Source organism: Devosia sp. SL43, from assembly GCF_021729885.1.
Lineage (GTDB): Bacteria > Pseudomonadota > Alphaproteobacteria > Rhizobiales > Devosiaceae > Devosia.
Genome location: NZ_CP063401.1, coordinates 3,727,317 through 3,740,834, shown reverse-complemented (window position 1 = coordinate 3,740,834; position 13,518 = coordinate 3,727,317). Strand labels below are relative to the sequence as shown.

Genomic DNA, 13,518 nt, shown 5'->3' with positions numbered 1-13,518 from the left:
AGGAAACCGGGGCATATCAACGCCCGACTCATTGAATGGACCAAATGCGCGATCCCTATACCGTGCTTGGGGTGCCACGATCGGCAAGCGAAAAGGACATCAAGTCCGCCTATCGCAAGCTGGCCAAGAAGTATCACCCCGACCAGAACCCGGATGATCCCTCCTCGCACGGCAAGTTTGCCGAGGCGACCAATGCCTATGACCTGCTGAACGACGTGAGCAAGCGGGCGCAATTTGATCGCGGTGAGATCGATGCCGACGGCAATCCAAAATTTGCCGGCTTCAATCCGGGCGGCATGGGTGGCGGGCAGCGCGGTGGACGCACGGCGCAGGGCGGTTTTTCAGCCGAGGACATCCTCAAGGAGTTCATGAACGGCTTTGGCGGCCAGGCGCGCGGCGGAGCTGGCGCTGGCGCACGTGGTCCGCAATGGGATCCGTTTGCCGGTGCAGCAGCTGGTGGCCCGGGGCCCGGAGCGGGCCGATCGATGAAGGGCGAGGACATCGTGGTCAACGCCACCGTGTCGCTGGAGGATGCCCACAAGTCTGCGTCGATCTCGGTGCGCATGCCGACGGGCAAGGTGCTGTCGGTCAAGCTCCCGGAAAAGGTCGAGGAAGGCCAGCAGATCCGGCTCAAGGGCCAGGGGTCGCCCGGCCTGGGCGAGCCTGGGGATGCATTGGTCACGGTGCGCTTCGAGAAATCCAAGCAGTTCCGCCGCGATGGCGCCGACCTGCGCACTGATGTGCCGATTACCCTCTACGAGGCGGTACTTGGCGCCAAGGTACGGGTGCCGACGCTCGACGGCTCGGTGGAACTCAACCTGCCGCCCGGCATCGACACCGCCAAGGCGCTGCGCCTTAAGGGCAAGGGCCTCTATGGCGATGGCGACCTCTACGCCAATCTCAAGGTCGTGCTGCCGCCCGGTGGCGACCCCGATCTCGAAGCGCTGGCGCGATTCATGCGGGATCAGAAGCCCTACAAGGTCCGAGACAATTAAGGCCTCGGCGCCGCCGCACGTTCAAGACGATCGTTGATGGCCTCGCCGAGCCCGGTATCCGGGATCGGCGCCACGGCGATCGTCCCTACCCCTAATGCGTCCAGCTCGTGCAGCATGGAGAACAGGTTCCGTGCGGCTTCGTGCAGGTCGGCATTGGCCGACAGGTTCCGGCTGACGCCATCAAACGCCGGCGCAGGGCCGAACGCCAGGTAAGCTTCGCCGTCACGTGGCTCGGCGTTGAGCCGCAGCAGGGCATTGGGCGCGTAATGGCTTACCAGCATCCCCGGCGCGGAAATGGCGGCATCCTTCTCGGCCAGTTCGACCGGCACACCGACGGCGCGTGCTATCTCGCGCCGGGCGATGGCCCCCGCCCGCAGTTGTACCAGCCGGTCGCCTTCGACGCGGATGATAGTGGATTCCACACCGGCGCGGCACGGCCCGCCATCGAGCACCGGCACGCGACCACCAAAACCTCGCCGCACCTGCTCGGCGGTGGTCGGCGAGAGCCGTCCGGACGGATTGGCCGATGGTGCAGCGAGCGGCCTGCCGACCGCAGCGATCAGCTGCAGCGCCAACGGATGATCCGGAATGCGGATGGCGACTGTGTCGAGGCCAGCTGTCGCCACATCGGCCAGCCCGTTGCCCGGAAGAGCCGGCAGCACGAGGGTCAGCCCGGCCGGCCACAGCGCGGCGAGGCGCCGGGCCAGGGGTGAAAATTCCGCGAGGGCTTCGGCCATTGCCAGGTCCGAGCAATGGTTGATGAGTGGATTGAAGCGGGGCCGGCCCTTGGTCTCGTAGATGGCCAGCACCGCATCGGGGTCGGTCGCGTCGGCGCCCAGCCCATAGACCGTTTCGGTGGGAAAGGCGCAGAGCTTGCCGGCGCGGAGCAGCGCGGCGGCGTCTTCCACCGAAATCGGCTGGGGAACTGTCATTGTCATGGCCGTTGTTTGACAACCGGACCCCGGCGCGTCAAGACGAAGCGGTCGATTGCCCCGGAGACATGACCCCGCGTGACCACGCTGCTCGTCAGCCAACCGAATTTTGCCGATCACGTGACGCCGCAGGGCCATCCCGAGCGGGCCGACCGTATCCGCGCCGTGGAAGACGCGCTCGGCCGCTCCCGTTTCGACAAACTGCTGCGCCGCAGCGCAACAACGGGCGATCTCACGCTGGCCGAGTTGGTCCACGACTCGCGCTATCTGGCGCGGCTTCGTGATGCCCGGCCGGCAGAGGGCATCGGGCAGGTCGATAGCGACACCTTCATCTCCGCCGATTCGCTGTCGGCCGCCGCAACCGGCCTGGGTGGGGCGCTTTCGGCGCTCGACGCGGTCCTGTTGGGCGAAGTCGACAATGCCTTCTGCGCTATCCGGCCACCGGGTCACCATGCCGAAATCGCCACGCCGATGGGCTTTTGCCTGATCAACACGGTGGCGATCGTGGCTCGCGAAGCACAGCGAAAATATGGCGCCGAACGCATCGCCATCGTCGATTTCGACGTGCATCACGGCAATGGCACGCAGGACATCTTCAAGGACGATCCGACCGTCTTCTACGCCTCAAGCCATCAGATGCCGCTCTATCCCGGCACCGGCAAGGCGACCGAGACCGGCGTCGGCAATATTGCCAATACGCCGCTCGATCCCAACACCGATGGCGAGCGCATGCGCGACGCCTATGTGACGCGGATCATCCCGGCTCTGCTCGACTTTTCGCCGGACCTGATCCTCATCTCGGCGGGGTTTGACGCGCATGAGCGCGACCCGCTGGCGCAGCTCAACTGGCAGTCTGACGACTATGGCTGGCTCACGGGAAAGTTGATGGATGCGGCCGAGCGGACCTGCGGCAACCGCATTGTCTCGCTGCTCGAAGGTGGTTATGACCTCAAGGGTCTGGCGGGCGGTGTTTCGCACCATGTCGCCATGCTGATGGACGGCGCCACCGGGCGCCTGGACGCATAGGAATTCGCCCATGGCCGACAATGACGACGTCAAGACACTGAGCTTTGAGGCGGCCCTCGCACAGCTCGAAGAGATTGTCGGCAAGCTGGAATCGGGTCGGGCTCCGTTGGCAGAATCGATTGCGATTTATGAGCGCGGCGAGGCGTTGAAAGCGCATTGCGAGACGCTGCTGCGCACGGCCGAGGCCCGCATCGAAAAGATCACACTCAATCGCGATGGCAAGGCGACGGGCACCGAACCGCTGGACGCCTGACATTCGCCACGCCCTCGTGGTTCGAGGGTCGCTGCGCTCCCGCCTCACCATGAGGGCTGGGAACGCCATGTATCAGTAGCCCTCATGGTGAGGTGCGAGCACTTCGCGAGCCTCGAACCACGAGGGCGTGCCACCGAGGCGACATGACCACCAACAAATCTCTCCGCAATTTTCGTATCGTGCTCTGGCTGCTGGTCGCCGTCGTCGCTATTGGCGCAACGGCGATGCTATATTTTGCCCCACCTCAAAAGCCACTCGGCCTCACTGGGCAGAGTTTCGAACTGGCCTCCACCCAGGGCGGCAGCTTCACGCAGGATAGTCTCAAGGGCACGCCGAGCCTGATCTTCTTTGGCTATACCTTTTGCCCCGACGTGTGCCCGACGACGCTGGCCGAGACGACCGCCTGGCGGCAGCAGCTTGGGCTGACGCCCGAACAGCTCCGTATCATTTTCGTCACTGTCGACCCGGCGCGCGACACGCTTGAGACGGTCAAGGGCTATGTCGAAGGCTTTGACCCCTCGATCATCGGGCTGGTCGGTGACGAGGCCCAGACGACAGCCGTCAAGGCGGCGTTTGGCGTGCTTGGCGAGCGCGCCGAGGGCTTTGCTGCCGATGACCCATACTACCTGGTCGATCACACCGCGCTGACCTTCCTCATTGGCGCGGATGGCTCGTTCGAAGGCACTGTTGCCTATGAGGAAGCCACCGAAACCGCCATCGCCAAGGTCAAGCGCCTGGTCGAAGGATGAGCGAACGCATCCGCCTCGATCTGGCGCTGGAGCAGCGCGGGTTGGCGCCCAGCCGGGCGCGAGCGCGCGATGCGATCCTGCGCGGCACGGTCACAATCAACGGCGTCACCGCCGTAAAGCAGAACCAGATGGTGGGACGGGACGATAAGGTCGCCCTCGACGACCCTGCGGCGAATTATGTTTCGCGGGCCGCACTCAAGCTGGTCGCCGGCCTTGAGGCGGGCAATATCGACCCCAACGGCAAGACCTGCATCGATGTCGGTGCCTCGACGGGTGGCTTCACGCAGGCGCTGATGGAGCGCGGCGCGCGGCGCATCTATGCCGTCGATGTCGGCCACGACCAGTTGCATCAAAGACTGAAGGGCAGCGACCGCGTGGTGAGCATGGAAGGCGTCAATGCCCGCGACCTGACGGCCGAGATGATCCCCGAGCCGATCGATCTGCTGGTGTCCGATGTGAGCTTCGTCTCGGTGACCAAGGTGCTCGAGGCGCCGCTGGCGCTGTGCACGCCTAACGCCGATGCGGTGATCCTGTTCAAGCCGCAGTTTGAAGTGGGCCGCCGCAATGTCGGCAAGGGGGGCATCGTGACCGACGAGGACGCAATCGAGACGGCGCGGGCAGAGGTCATAGCCTTCATGGCAGCCCAGGGCTTTGCGCACCTGCAGTCCGTGACGTCGCCAATTTCGGGCGGTGACGGGAATGTCGAGACGGTGCTGGTGTTCCGCCGCACGCCTTGACCAGTCCGCGGCCCGCATTTGTGTTCCTGGTGCAGACAGACTAACACGAGCTTCGCGCTCGACACGACATAACCCCCGGACCCTCATGACCGACGACGTCTATATTTACGACGAGGCAACGGGCGAATGGCGCCCGGCGTCCGAGCTGGTAGCTGCAACGCCCGAAGCGGCGCTGGTGGTCGTGGATGCCGCCGGCACTGTCCTCGCCGATGGCGACCAGGTTGTGCTGATCAAGGATCTCAAGGTGAAGGGCGCCGGTCAGACGCTCAAGCAAGGCACGGTGATCAAGTCTATCCGCCTCACCGACAATCCCGAAGAGATCGACTGTCGGCACGACGCCATCAAGGGCCTCGTGCTGCGGACCGAGTTCGTCCGCAAGCGCTGAGCCGCGGCGGACGCCTAGTTCCGCTCGAAGCCCACTGCACCGTCACGACCCGTCTGCCCACGATGACGCAGCGCGTGATCGGCCAGCACCAGCGCCATCATCGCCTCGCCCACCGGCACGGCACGGATCCCCACACACGGGTCGTGGCGGCCCTTGGTGATGATGTCCGTGTCTTCATTGGTCGTGGTGACGGTCTGGCGCGGGGTGATGATCGACGATGTTGGCTTCACCGCGAAGCGGCAGACGATGGGGTCGCCGTTGGAGATGCCGCCCAGGATGCCGCCTGCGTGGTTGGAGAGGAAGTAGGGCTTGCCCTCCCCTGCCCGCATCTGGTCGGCATTGTCGATGCCGGTGAGACTGGCGGCCTCAAAGCCGGCACCAATTTCAACCGCTTTCACCGCGTTGATGCTCATCATCGCCGAGGCGAGATCGGCGCTCAGCTTGCCGTAGATCGGCGCGCCCCAGCCGGCCGGGACGTTCTCGGCAACCACTTCGATCACGGCGCCGACCGAATTGCCGTCCTTGCGGATGCCGTCGAGATAGTCGGCCCAGAATTCGGCCGCCTTGGCGTCGGCGCAGAAGAACGGGTTCTGGTCGACTTGGTCCCAGTCGAAATTGGCGTAGTCGATCTTGTGCGGCCCGACCTGCACGAGGCTGGCGCGGATGGTGATGCCGGCCAGGACCTGCCGCGCCACTGCGCCTGCCGCCACGCGCGCCGCAGTTTCGCGCGCCGAGGTGCGGCCACCGCCGCGATAGTCGCGGACGCCATATTTCTGGTCATAGGTATAGTCGGCGTGGCCCGGACGGTATTTGTCGCGGATCTCAGCATAGTCTTTGGAGCGCTGGTCGGTGTTTTCGATCAGCAGCGAGATGGGGGTACCCGTCGTGCGCGGGCCGTCGGTGCGCTCATCCTCGAACACGCCGGAGAGGATTTTCACCGCATCCTCTTCGCGCCGCTGCGTGGTGTATTTCGACTGGCCCGGCTTGCGGCGATCGAGGTCGCGCTGAATGATTTCGGGCGTCAGGATCAGACCGGGCGGGCAGCCGTCCACCACCACGCCGAGCGCCGGTCCGTGGCTTTCACCCCAGGTGGTGAAGCGGAAGAGATGCCCGAACGTATTGAAAGACATGGCGCGGCCCCGTGGTTGGCGGCTTTCTAGGAGCCACGGTGACGCAGGTCAATCATACCGCGGCGCGAAGCAGCTCCATTTTGCCAGGCGTGAAGTGCATGACCGCGTCTTGCGGCGGAGCCCAGTTGATCACTTCGACGATCGGCGCATGTTCGATCAGCACACGCAAAGTGCGGGCGATACCGCCATGCGCAACCACCACTGACGGTCCCTTGAGCACTGCCGAAAATTCGCCGAGCCGAGCTTCCACATCGCGATAATTCTCGCCGTCTTGGGGGCGATAGTCCCAATAGTCCTCGGTGCGGGAACCCGGGGCGATGGCCATGTTGGCTGGCAATTGCTCGAACAGCTCGCCTTCGAGTACGCCGAAGGAAATTTCCATCAGGCGCACGTCGTACTGAACCTCCGGCAGGTGCGTCGAAAAGCCCGCACGGACGCGCTCCATGGTTTCACGCGTACGACCAAGAGGCGATGCGTGCCATTCGAAGGCATTGGGATCGAGCCCGCGCGCCTCGAACAGCGCCGCGAGCGTTTTGCCATTCTGGTTGGCCTGGCCGCGGCCCTTATCGTTGAGCGGAATGTCCTTGCGCCCCTGATAGCGGCGTTCGGCATTCCAGGGCGTTTCACCATGCCGGATGAAGTAGATTTCCGGCCAAACCAGGGCTGTCATGATTCATTCCCGCGTCGCTGAGCCGACGCGTCCTATCGAAAGAAGGCAAGCCGCTTCAAAGAAGCTGAGGGCACCATAGTAGATTCCCCTGCCTGCGCCACTGGCGAGATTGCCTAGCAGATAGTTGGAGACAGGCGCTTGCCTGCCGGCGACGGAGTGGCCATTGTTGTTGGCTCGCCGACCAAACTATGCCGGTTCTCCATGCCCCTTTCCGCCGCCGATGTCGTCGCCCAGCTCAGCAGCCTGATCGGGGCCAATGCCGTCATCGGCGAGCCGGGAAAGATGGGCAACTACCTCAACGAGCCGCGCAAGCGCTTCCATATGGGCGCAGCGGCAATCGCCTTGCCCGGCTCGGTCGAAGAGGTACAGTCGATCGTGCGCTGGGCCAATGACACCGGCATCGGCATCATTCCGCAGGGCGGCAATACCGGGTTGGTAGGGGCACAGGTGCCGCTGCGTGGTGACGAGGTCGTCGTCAGCCTCGCCAAGCTGGATCGTATCCGCTCGGTGGACGTCGCGGCCGGCACCATGACTGCCGAAGCCGGGGTGATCCTCGAAAACGCTCACAAAGCGGCCGAGGCCGAGGGCACGATCTTCCCGTTGTGGCTGGGTTCGCAGGGCTCGGCGCGGATCGGCGGCCTGCTGTCGTCCAATGCTGGCGGCGTAAACGTGCTGGCATTCGGCAACGCCCGGGAGCTGACCATGGGCGTCGAGGCTGTGATGGCGGATGGCAGGCTCTATCGCGGGCTCAATTCGCTGAAGAAGGACAATACCGGCTACGACCTGAAAGACCTCCTGGTCGGCGCCGAAGGCACGCTGGGCATCATCACCGCAGCCACGCTCAAGATCTTCCCCAAGCCGGAAGACTATGAGACCACAATCGTCAACATTGCCGGCCCTGAGGCAGCGCTGACGCTGTTCCAACTGCTGCGCGAGCGAACCGGGTCCCGCCTCAACGCCTTCGAGATCATCCCTCACCTCGGCCTGGAGATGCAGTTGCGCCAGGGCATGCTGGACCGGGACCCCACCGCAGGCCCGTCGCCATGGTATGCGCTGATCGAAGTTTCGCGCATGAAAGGCGGCGTGCCCGGCTCCTTGCAGGCAGCCATCGAGGCGGCCTTTGCCGAGGGGCTGATCGACAATGCCGTGTTTGCCGAGTCGCTCGGCGACCGTACCCGCATGTGGGCCTTCCGCGAGCAGATGAGCGAAGTGCAATCCAAGGAAGGCGCGTCGATCAAACACGACGTATCGGTTCCGATTGCCGCCGTGCCGCAATTGATTGCCGAAGGGACGGTCGCTGCCGAACGCCTCGTTCCCGGGATCCGCGCGGTGCCGTTCGGCCATATGGGCGATGGCAACATCCACTTTAACTTCAGCCAGCCGGTTGGCGCCGACGCCAAGGCCTTCATGGCTGCACATGACGAACAGATGCATGAAGCTATCTACGAGATCGTGCTGCGACTGGGCGGGTCGGTGTCTGCAGAGCACGGCATCGGCCAGCTCAAGCGCGAATTGCTGCGCCAGGTGAAGGACCCCGTGGCGCTCGACATGATGCGCGCCATCAAGACGGCGCTAGACCCGAAGGGGATCCTCAACCCGGGCAAGATGCTGGGATAGTTCTCGGGAAGCCCCTCGACCACCTTTTGGTGCCGTCTTGCGCCTCCCGGCCCGCTGGCCCATCTACGGCCTATGCTGCTCAACATTTCATTTCTTGACGACGCCACACGTCCGCCGCTGCAGAAGCTCGAGGGCCTGACCGAGGCTCAACGCGAGCCAGGCCAGCACCTGCGCATGGTGCATGATCACCTGCGTCACAACATGGTGACGCTGGGCAAGCTGATCGACCGCGCCAATGCAGGCGGCGTCAGCCGCGCCGAAATTACCGCTGAAACCGACAACCTGGCGATGGTCGCCAACTATCGACGCTTCGGCAATCTCTGCGGACGGCACTGCCAGATCGTCAACACGCACCACTCCATCGAGGACTATGCGATCTTCCCGGCCTTGGCGCTGCAGGGGGAGGGCTTCAAGGCGATCGCCGATCGACTGGGGGCCGAGCATGTGGTGGTCCACGAGCTGCTCGAGCGTCTCGTCGATGCGCTCAACGCACTCGCGGCAGAGCCGACCGAAGCGCGGTTCGAGGATGCCAAGGCGGTCTATCACGCATTGGAACGCGTGCTGCTCTCCCACCTCGGCTGGGAGGAAGAGGCGATGGGTGACGCGCTGGGCTATTTCGAGCTGGGGGGCTAAGTGCCACGCCCTCGTGGTTCGAGGCTCGCGAAGGGCTCGCACCTCACCATGAGGGCTACTGTAAGCTCGATATCTCATCAGCCCTCATGGTGAGGTGCGCTTCTTCAGCGCCTCGAACCACGAGGGCGTGGCACGATGCCCCTCAGAACAAATCCAGTTGCCCGCCTGCAGCCTTCTTGCGCACGGGCTCGGGCCTTTCCACCGTCACCGGCTCGATCAACCCTGGATCGTCGTCGCGGGCCGAATTGACCCGCGTCGAGACCGGGTGGAATTTCAGCGCTCCATCTTCCAGCGGCAGCGCCAGTTGGTGGGCCTCACGGGCCCGCACGTCGCGCACATTGAGCCAATCGTCGATCTCGTTGCCGCGCAGGATGGCCGGCATGCGATCGTGTACTTCCGACAGCTGCGCATTGGCGGCGACGGTAATGGTCGCGACGCTGTCGATCTCCTCCCCGTTCGGTCCCATCCAGGTCGCATAGAGTCCGGCCAGCGCCATGGGGCGCCCATCCTCCATGGTAATGTAATAGGGCTGCTTGGTCTTGTCGGGATTGGTGTGCCACTCGTAATAGCCACTGGCCGGGATGATGCAGCGGCCATGCTTGAGCGCGTCGCGAAAGGCCGGCTTCTCTGCCATGGTCTCGACCCGGGCGTTGATTAGCAGCGGAAACTCGCGTGGATCCTTGACCCACCCGGGCACCAGGCCCCAGCGCGCAAAATGCGCTTCGCGCCGGCCGTGCGCTTCCCAAATGGCGGCAATCGGCTGCGTTGGCGCGATATTGTAGCGCGGGATGATGTCGAGCGACTTCATCAGCTTGAACAGCTCGACCATCATCTCGGGCGGCAATGTCGAGGCATAGCGTCCGCACATGTTCGGCCTCCGGAATCAGTCAAACACAGGTAGTCTCTGGAGCTGCGAATCGCAAATTGGACGCCCTGTGACCGAAGACCTGCCCAACGCTGCCAGCGTCGCCATCGTACGCGATGGCAAGGTGCTGCTGATCAAACGCGCCTTCGCGCCCTACCAGCATCTATGGACCCTGCCCGGCGGCCGTATGGAGCCCGATGAGACCATCGAGCAATGCGCCATTCGCGAGGTGCAGGAAGAGCTTGGCCTCGCCGTCCGCAATCCGCAGCCCGTGCTCGTCCAGGCCCTGGGTCGCGACGGTACGTTCCGCCTCGCCGTTTTCGCGACGCGCGACTTCTCCGGGCAAATCCGTCCCTCAGACGAGATTGCAGACCACAAGTGGGTTGATCCGGTGGCGCTGATTTCGTTCCGGACCACCAGCAGGCTTGATGATGTGCTGGCGAGGGCCTTCGCAGTTCTGGCGCAAGAGTGATATGGCAAAGCTCATGAAGCGCGTTCGTCTCCCTGCCATTGCCCTCTTTCTTGTGCTGAGCACGTTCCCGGCCTTTGCCATCGACCCGCCCTATCAGCGGCAGATGGAGCGGCTGGCCGAGATCATGGGCAGCCTCTATTTCCTGCAGCCGCTGTGCAGCGCCGGCACCGAGGACTGGCGGGCGCAGATGGCCGATCTGATCGCCCTGGACGAACCGGACGAGGATCGTCGCCAGCGCCTCGCGGGCGCCTTCAATAGCGGCTACACCGCCTATTCGCGCTTCCATCGCGCCTGCACGCCGGCGGCCCGGGAAGCGCTGACACGGCTTCTGGTTGAGGCCGAACGCACCGCGCGCGACATCCATACGCGGTTTGCCGAATAGGCGACCTTCGAGGCGTGCCCTACACATCAGAGCACTGCGTACAATCGCGCACGTCCCGTTAACCTTCGGGTTACTTCCTGCGCGCCCTACCGGGTTTCGCATGCTAACCCGAACGCCATGACATCGAGCAGATCCATGTTTTCGTCGGCCTCGGGCACAGGCGCTTTCGACCATGAGCAGGGCGAACGGCAGTTGGCGCTCGAGTATCTTGCCGAGGCCTGGAATTATGCCGAAGACGATGGCGTGCAGAGCGCGTCGCTTGCGCATGCTTCGCTATTTGCGGCGCTGGCGACCTTCGTCAAAATGCATGGCGACGAGGCTACAGCTGACTTGATCGCGATGCTGCCTGACCGCATCCGCTCGGGCGAATACAATCTCGATCGCATCCTGCAATAGCTTGCCAGAGCCCGGCCAATCGGCATGATCGCTCCTATCAGGAGGATCACCCATGCGCCTGCTTGCCACTGCTCTCGTCGCCCTGCTGCTGATCGTGCCTGTCGCCGCGCAGGATGCAGAAGAGATGATCTATCCCGAGTTCACCGTCAGCAATGACCTGAGCCTGCTGCCCAAGGCGGTTGCGCAGAAGCGCCAGCAGCTGATCGATGCGGCGCTTACCGGCGATATCGAGGCCTTGCGGCCGATCGTCGAGGCACAGGCCAATCCGCCGACCGTCAGCTATGGCGGACCCGATGATGCGGTGGACTACCTCAAGACCTACTCGGCCGACGGTCAGGGCATCGAGAACCTCGCCATCCTGCTCGATCTGCTCAACGCGCCTTATGCGGTGTTCGATACGACCAGCGATAGTCCGAGCTATGTCTGGCCCTACCTGGCGGTTCTACCCGATCTGACAAACCTGACATCCGCGCAAAAACTCGACGCCTATCGCATCCTGACCGCTGATCAGCTCACCGAGCTGGTCGAGTTGCAGGCCTGGTACTATTGGCGGGTCTATATCGGCAAGGACGGCGAGTGGCAGGCGTTTGTCGCCGGGGACTGAGGTCGTGCCACGCCCTCATGGTGAGGCGGGAGCTCTTGCGACCCTCGAACCACGAGGGCGTGGCACTAAACAGGCGGCATCAGCCGGTCATCTCGCCGCTTCGGCTTGAACGGCGCCATGCCTTCGTTCGCCAGCTGATCAGCGCGCTCGTTCAGCTCATGCCCGGCATGGCCCTTGACCCATTTCCACTCGATGGAATGGCGCTTTGTCGCCTCGTCCAGTGCCTGCCACAGTTCGAGATTTTTCACCGGCTTCTTGTCGGCGGTTTTCCAGCCATTCTTCTTCCAGCCATGCATCCAGCTCTGCACGCCGTTCTTGACGTATTGGCTGTCAGTATGGATTTCCACCGTGCACGGCCGCTTGAGCGCATTGAGTGCCTCGATGGCGGCCGTCAGCTCCATCTTGTTGTTGGTAGTCAGCGCCTCGCCGCCCTTGAGCTCCTTGGTGTGCCCGCCGTATTCGAGGATAGCCCCCCAGCCGCCGGGCCCGGGGTTACCCGAGCAGGCGCCATCGGTGTGTATGGTGACGGTATCGATCATGGCAGACTCTTGGCGCAGGTTTGGTTGATGCCAAGCTTATCGGCGGTGCTGAGGCCCGTGGATAAGTCGCTCATTTCCCAACGGCGGCTTCGATGGTGCGGAGTTCGCGGGGGATATTGAAGGCGATGTTTTCCCTGGCGGTCACCCGCGCCTCGACCTTGATGTCGTAGCGCTGGGCGAAGGCTTCGATCACCTCGTCCACCAGTTTTTCTGGGGCCGACGCGCCAGCCGAGACGCCCAGCGACTTAATGCCCTCGAAGCGGGCCCAATCAATCTCGGATGCCCGGTCGACCAGCATGGCAACCTTGCAGCCGGCGCGCTCCGCGACTTCAACCAGCCGCAGGGAATTGGACGAGTTGGGCGAACCCACCACGATCATCGCGTCGACCTCGGGTGCGACGGCCTTGATGGCCTCCTGCCGGTTGGTGGTGGCGTAGCAGATGTCTTCCTTGTGCGGGCCGTTGATAGCAGGGAAACGGGACTTCAGCGCTGCGACGATTTCACGGGTATCATCGACCGAGAGGGTGGTCTGGGTGACGAAGGCCAGCGTCTGCGGATCGCGCGGCTCGAACACCATGGCGTCGGCCACGGTCTCGACCAGCGTAATGGCGCCAGCCGGCAACTGCCCCATCGTGCCCACGACTTCGGGATGGCCCTTGTGGCCGATCAGCACGATTTCGTGACCTTCGGCAAAATGGCGCTGCGCCTCGACATGCACCTTGCTCACAAGCGGGCAGGTCGCATCCAGGAAGAACATGTTGCGGCTACGCGCGTCCGCGGGAACCGACTTCGGCACGCCATGGGCCGAGAACACCACCGGCGCATCCGTTTCCGGAACTTCGCTCAGTTCCTCGACAAACACTGCGCCTTTGTCGCGCAGGCCATCGACCACATATTTGTTGTGCACAATGGCATGGCGCACATAGACGGGCGCGCCATATTTCTCGAGCGCAAGCTCGACGATCTGGATCGCCCGATCGACCCCGGCGCAAAATCCGCGGGGGGCGCACAGCAGAATGTCTAGATGTGGCCGCTTTTCCATAACAGTCAGATGCTTTCGACGCTCGGGCAAGTCAAGTCTTGTTGCGGTCGCATAGGCTCATAGGCAATATGAGCCCTCAATATGGCAAGGA

At 63.6% G+C, this 13,518-nt stretch carries 18 protein-coding genes; 12 read left to right on the top strand and 6 right to left on the bottom strand.

Annotated features, from left to right (window positions below; all coding sequences use genetic code 11):
• Positions 1 to 44: 44 nt before the first annotated feature.
• Positions 45 to 995, top strand: coding sequence for a DnaJ C-terminal domain-containing protein (locus IM737_RS18335; RefSeq protein WP_236896507.1), 951 nt, complete (start codon positions 45 to 47; stop codon positions 993 to 995).
• Here the strand turns inward: IM737_RS18335 and IM737_RS18330 are convergent.
• Complete coding sequence (locus tag IM737_RS18330) at positions 992 to 1,933, bottom strand: L-threonylcarbamoyladenylate synthase (RefSeq protein WP_236896505.1); 942 nt, start codon at positions 1,931 to 1,933, stop codon at positions 992 to 994. The two genes, IM737_RS18335 and IM737_RS18330, sit on opposite strands and share 4 nt — an antisense overlap.
• 72 nt (positions 1,934 to 2,005) lie before the next feature.
• Between IM737_RS18330 and IM737_RS18325 the strand changes: the two genes are divergently transcribed.
• The 5 genes from IM737_RS18325 to IM737_RS18305 all read left to right on the top strand — a co-directional run bounded on the left by IM737_RS18325 (position 2,006) and on the right by IM737_RS18305 (position 5,077).
• Positions 2,006 to 2,953 (top strand): histone deacetylase family protein, encoded by a 948-nt coding sequence (locus tag IM737_RS18325; protein WP_236896504.1) that lies wholly within the window; start codon positions 2,006 to 2,008, stop codon positions 2,951 to 2,953.
• A 10-nt stretch (positions 2,954 to 2,963) separates the two neighbouring features.
• Positions 2,964 to 3,206 carry an exodeoxyribonuclease VII small subunit gene (locus IM737_RS18320; protein ID WP_236896502.1) on the top strand — a complete coding sequence of 81 codons (243 nt, stop codon included), beginning with the start codon at positions 2,964 to 2,966 and terminating at the stop codon, positions 3,204 to 3,206.
• A gap of 143 nt (positions 3,207 to 3,349) precedes the next feature.
• On the top strand, positions 3,350 to 3,955 hold the full coding sequence (locus IM737_RS18315; protein ID WP_236896500.1) for an SCO family protein: 606 nt from the start codon (positions 3,350 to 3,352) through the stop codon (positions 3,953 to 3,955).
• Positions 3,952 to 4,692 carry a TlyA family RNA methyltransferase gene (locus IM737_RS18310; RefSeq protein ID WP_236896498.1) on the top strand — a complete coding sequence of 247 codons (741 nt, stop codon included), beginning with the start codon at positions 3,952 to 3,954 and terminating at the stop codon, positions 4,690 to 4,692. Before IM737_RS18315 ends, IM737_RS18310 begins: the two co-directional genes overlap by 4 nt.
• An 85-nt stretch (positions 4,693 to 4,777) precedes the next feature.
• On the top strand, positions 4,778 to 5,077 hold the full coding sequence (locus tag IM737_RS18305) for an alkylphosphonate utilization protein (RefSeq protein ID WP_236896496.1): 300 nt from the start codon (positions 4,778 to 4,780) through the stop codon (positions 5,075 to 5,077).
• Between the two features lie 14 nt (positions 5,078 to 5,091).
• On the opposite strand, the gene aroC is transcribed toward IM737_RS18305, so the two are convergent.
• Together aroC and IM737_RS18295 are read right to left on the bottom strand one after the other, a co-directional pair.
• A complete protein-coding gene (aroC, locus tag IM737_RS18300; protein WP_236896494.1) occupies positions 5,092 to 6,207 on the bottom strand; it encodes a chorismate synthase in 1,116 nt (371 codons plus the stop codon).
• Between the two features lie 52 nt (positions 6,208 to 6,259).
• Entirely contained in the window at positions 6,260 to 6,877 is a 618-nt protein-coding gene (locus IM737_RS18295; protein ID WP_236896492.1) for a histidine phosphatase family protein, read from the bottom strand.
• 201 nt (positions 6,878 to 7,078) lie between these two features.
• Here IM737_RS18295 and IM737_RS18290 point away from each other — a divergent pair, with 201 nt between their 5' ends.
• Both IM737_RS18290 and IM737_RS18285 read left to right on the top strand, forming a co-directional pair.
• Positions 7,079 to 8,494, top strand: a complete 1,416-nt coding sequence (locus tag IM737_RS18290; RefSeq protein WP_236896490.1) for an FAD-binding oxidoreductase — start codon at positions 7,079 to 7,081, stop codon at positions 8,492 to 8,494.
• Between the two features lie 72 nt (positions 8,495 to 8,566).
• A complete protein-coding gene (locus IM737_RS18285; RefSeq protein WP_236896489.1) occupies positions 8,567 to 9,127 on the top strand; it encodes a hemerythrin domain-containing protein in 561 nt (186 codons plus the stop codon).
• 142 nt (positions 9,128 to 9,269) lie between these two features.
• On the opposite strand, the gene IM737_RS18280 is transcribed toward IM737_RS18285, so the two are convergent.
• The gene (locus IM737_RS18280; RefSeq protein WP_236896487.1) at positions 9,270 to 9,995 is read right to left on the bottom strand and encodes an SOS response-associated peptidase; all 726 of its coding nucleotides are present in this window, start codon (positions 9,993 to 9,995) and stop codon (positions 9,270 to 9,272) included.
• 67 nt (positions 9,996 to 10,062) lie between these two features.
• Here IM737_RS18280 and IM737_RS18275 point away from each other — a divergent pair, with 67 nt between their 5' ends.
• The 4 genes from IM737_RS18275 (at position 10,063) to IM737_RS18260 (ending at position 11,846) form a co-directional block, all read left to right on the top strand.
• A complete protein-coding gene (locus IM737_RS18275) occupies positions 10,063 to 10,464 on the top strand; it encodes an NUDIX hydrolase (RefSeq protein ID WP_236896485.1) in 402 nt (133 codons plus the stop codon).
• A gap of 1 nt (position 10,465) precedes the next feature.
• Complete coding sequence (locus IM737_RS18270) at positions 10,466 to 10,846, top strand: TIGR02301 family protein (RefSeq protein WP_236896483.1); 381 nt, start codon at positions 10,466 to 10,468, stop codon at positions 10,844 to 10,846.
• Between the two features lie 135 nt (positions 10,847 to 10,981).
• On the top strand, positions 10,982 to 11,242 hold the full coding sequence (locus tag IM737_RS18265; RefSeq protein ID WP_236896481.1) for a hypothetical protein: 261 nt from the start codon (positions 10,982 to 10,984) through the stop codon (positions 11,240 to 11,242).
• A 52-nt stretch (positions 11,243 to 11,294) separates the two neighbouring features.
• Positions 11,295 to 11,846 (top strand): hypothetical protein, encoded by a 552-nt coding sequence (locus IM737_RS18260; protein ID WP_236896479.1) that lies wholly within the window; start codon positions 11,295 to 11,297, stop codon positions 11,844 to 11,846.
• A gap of 65 nt (positions 11,847 to 11,911) precedes the next feature.
• On the opposite strand, the gene rnhA is transcribed toward IM737_RS18260, so the two are convergent.
• Both rnhA and ispH read right to left on the bottom strand, forming a co-directional pair.
• Entirely contained in the window at positions 11,912 to 12,385 is a 474-nt protein-coding gene (gene rnhA, locus IM737_RS18255; protein ID WP_236896477.1) for a ribonuclease HI, read from the bottom strand.
• 70 nt (positions 12,386 to 12,455) lie between these two features.
• Positions 12,456 to 13,427 carry a 4-hydroxy-3-methylbut-2-enyl diphosphate reductase gene (gene ispH, locus IM737_RS18250; RefSeq protein WP_236899966.1) on the bottom strand — a complete coding sequence of 324 codons (972 nt, stop codon included), beginning with the start codon at positions 13,425 to 13,427 and terminating at the stop codon, positions 12,456 to 12,458.
• Between the last annotated feature and the right edge of the window lie 91 nt (positions 13,428 to 13,518).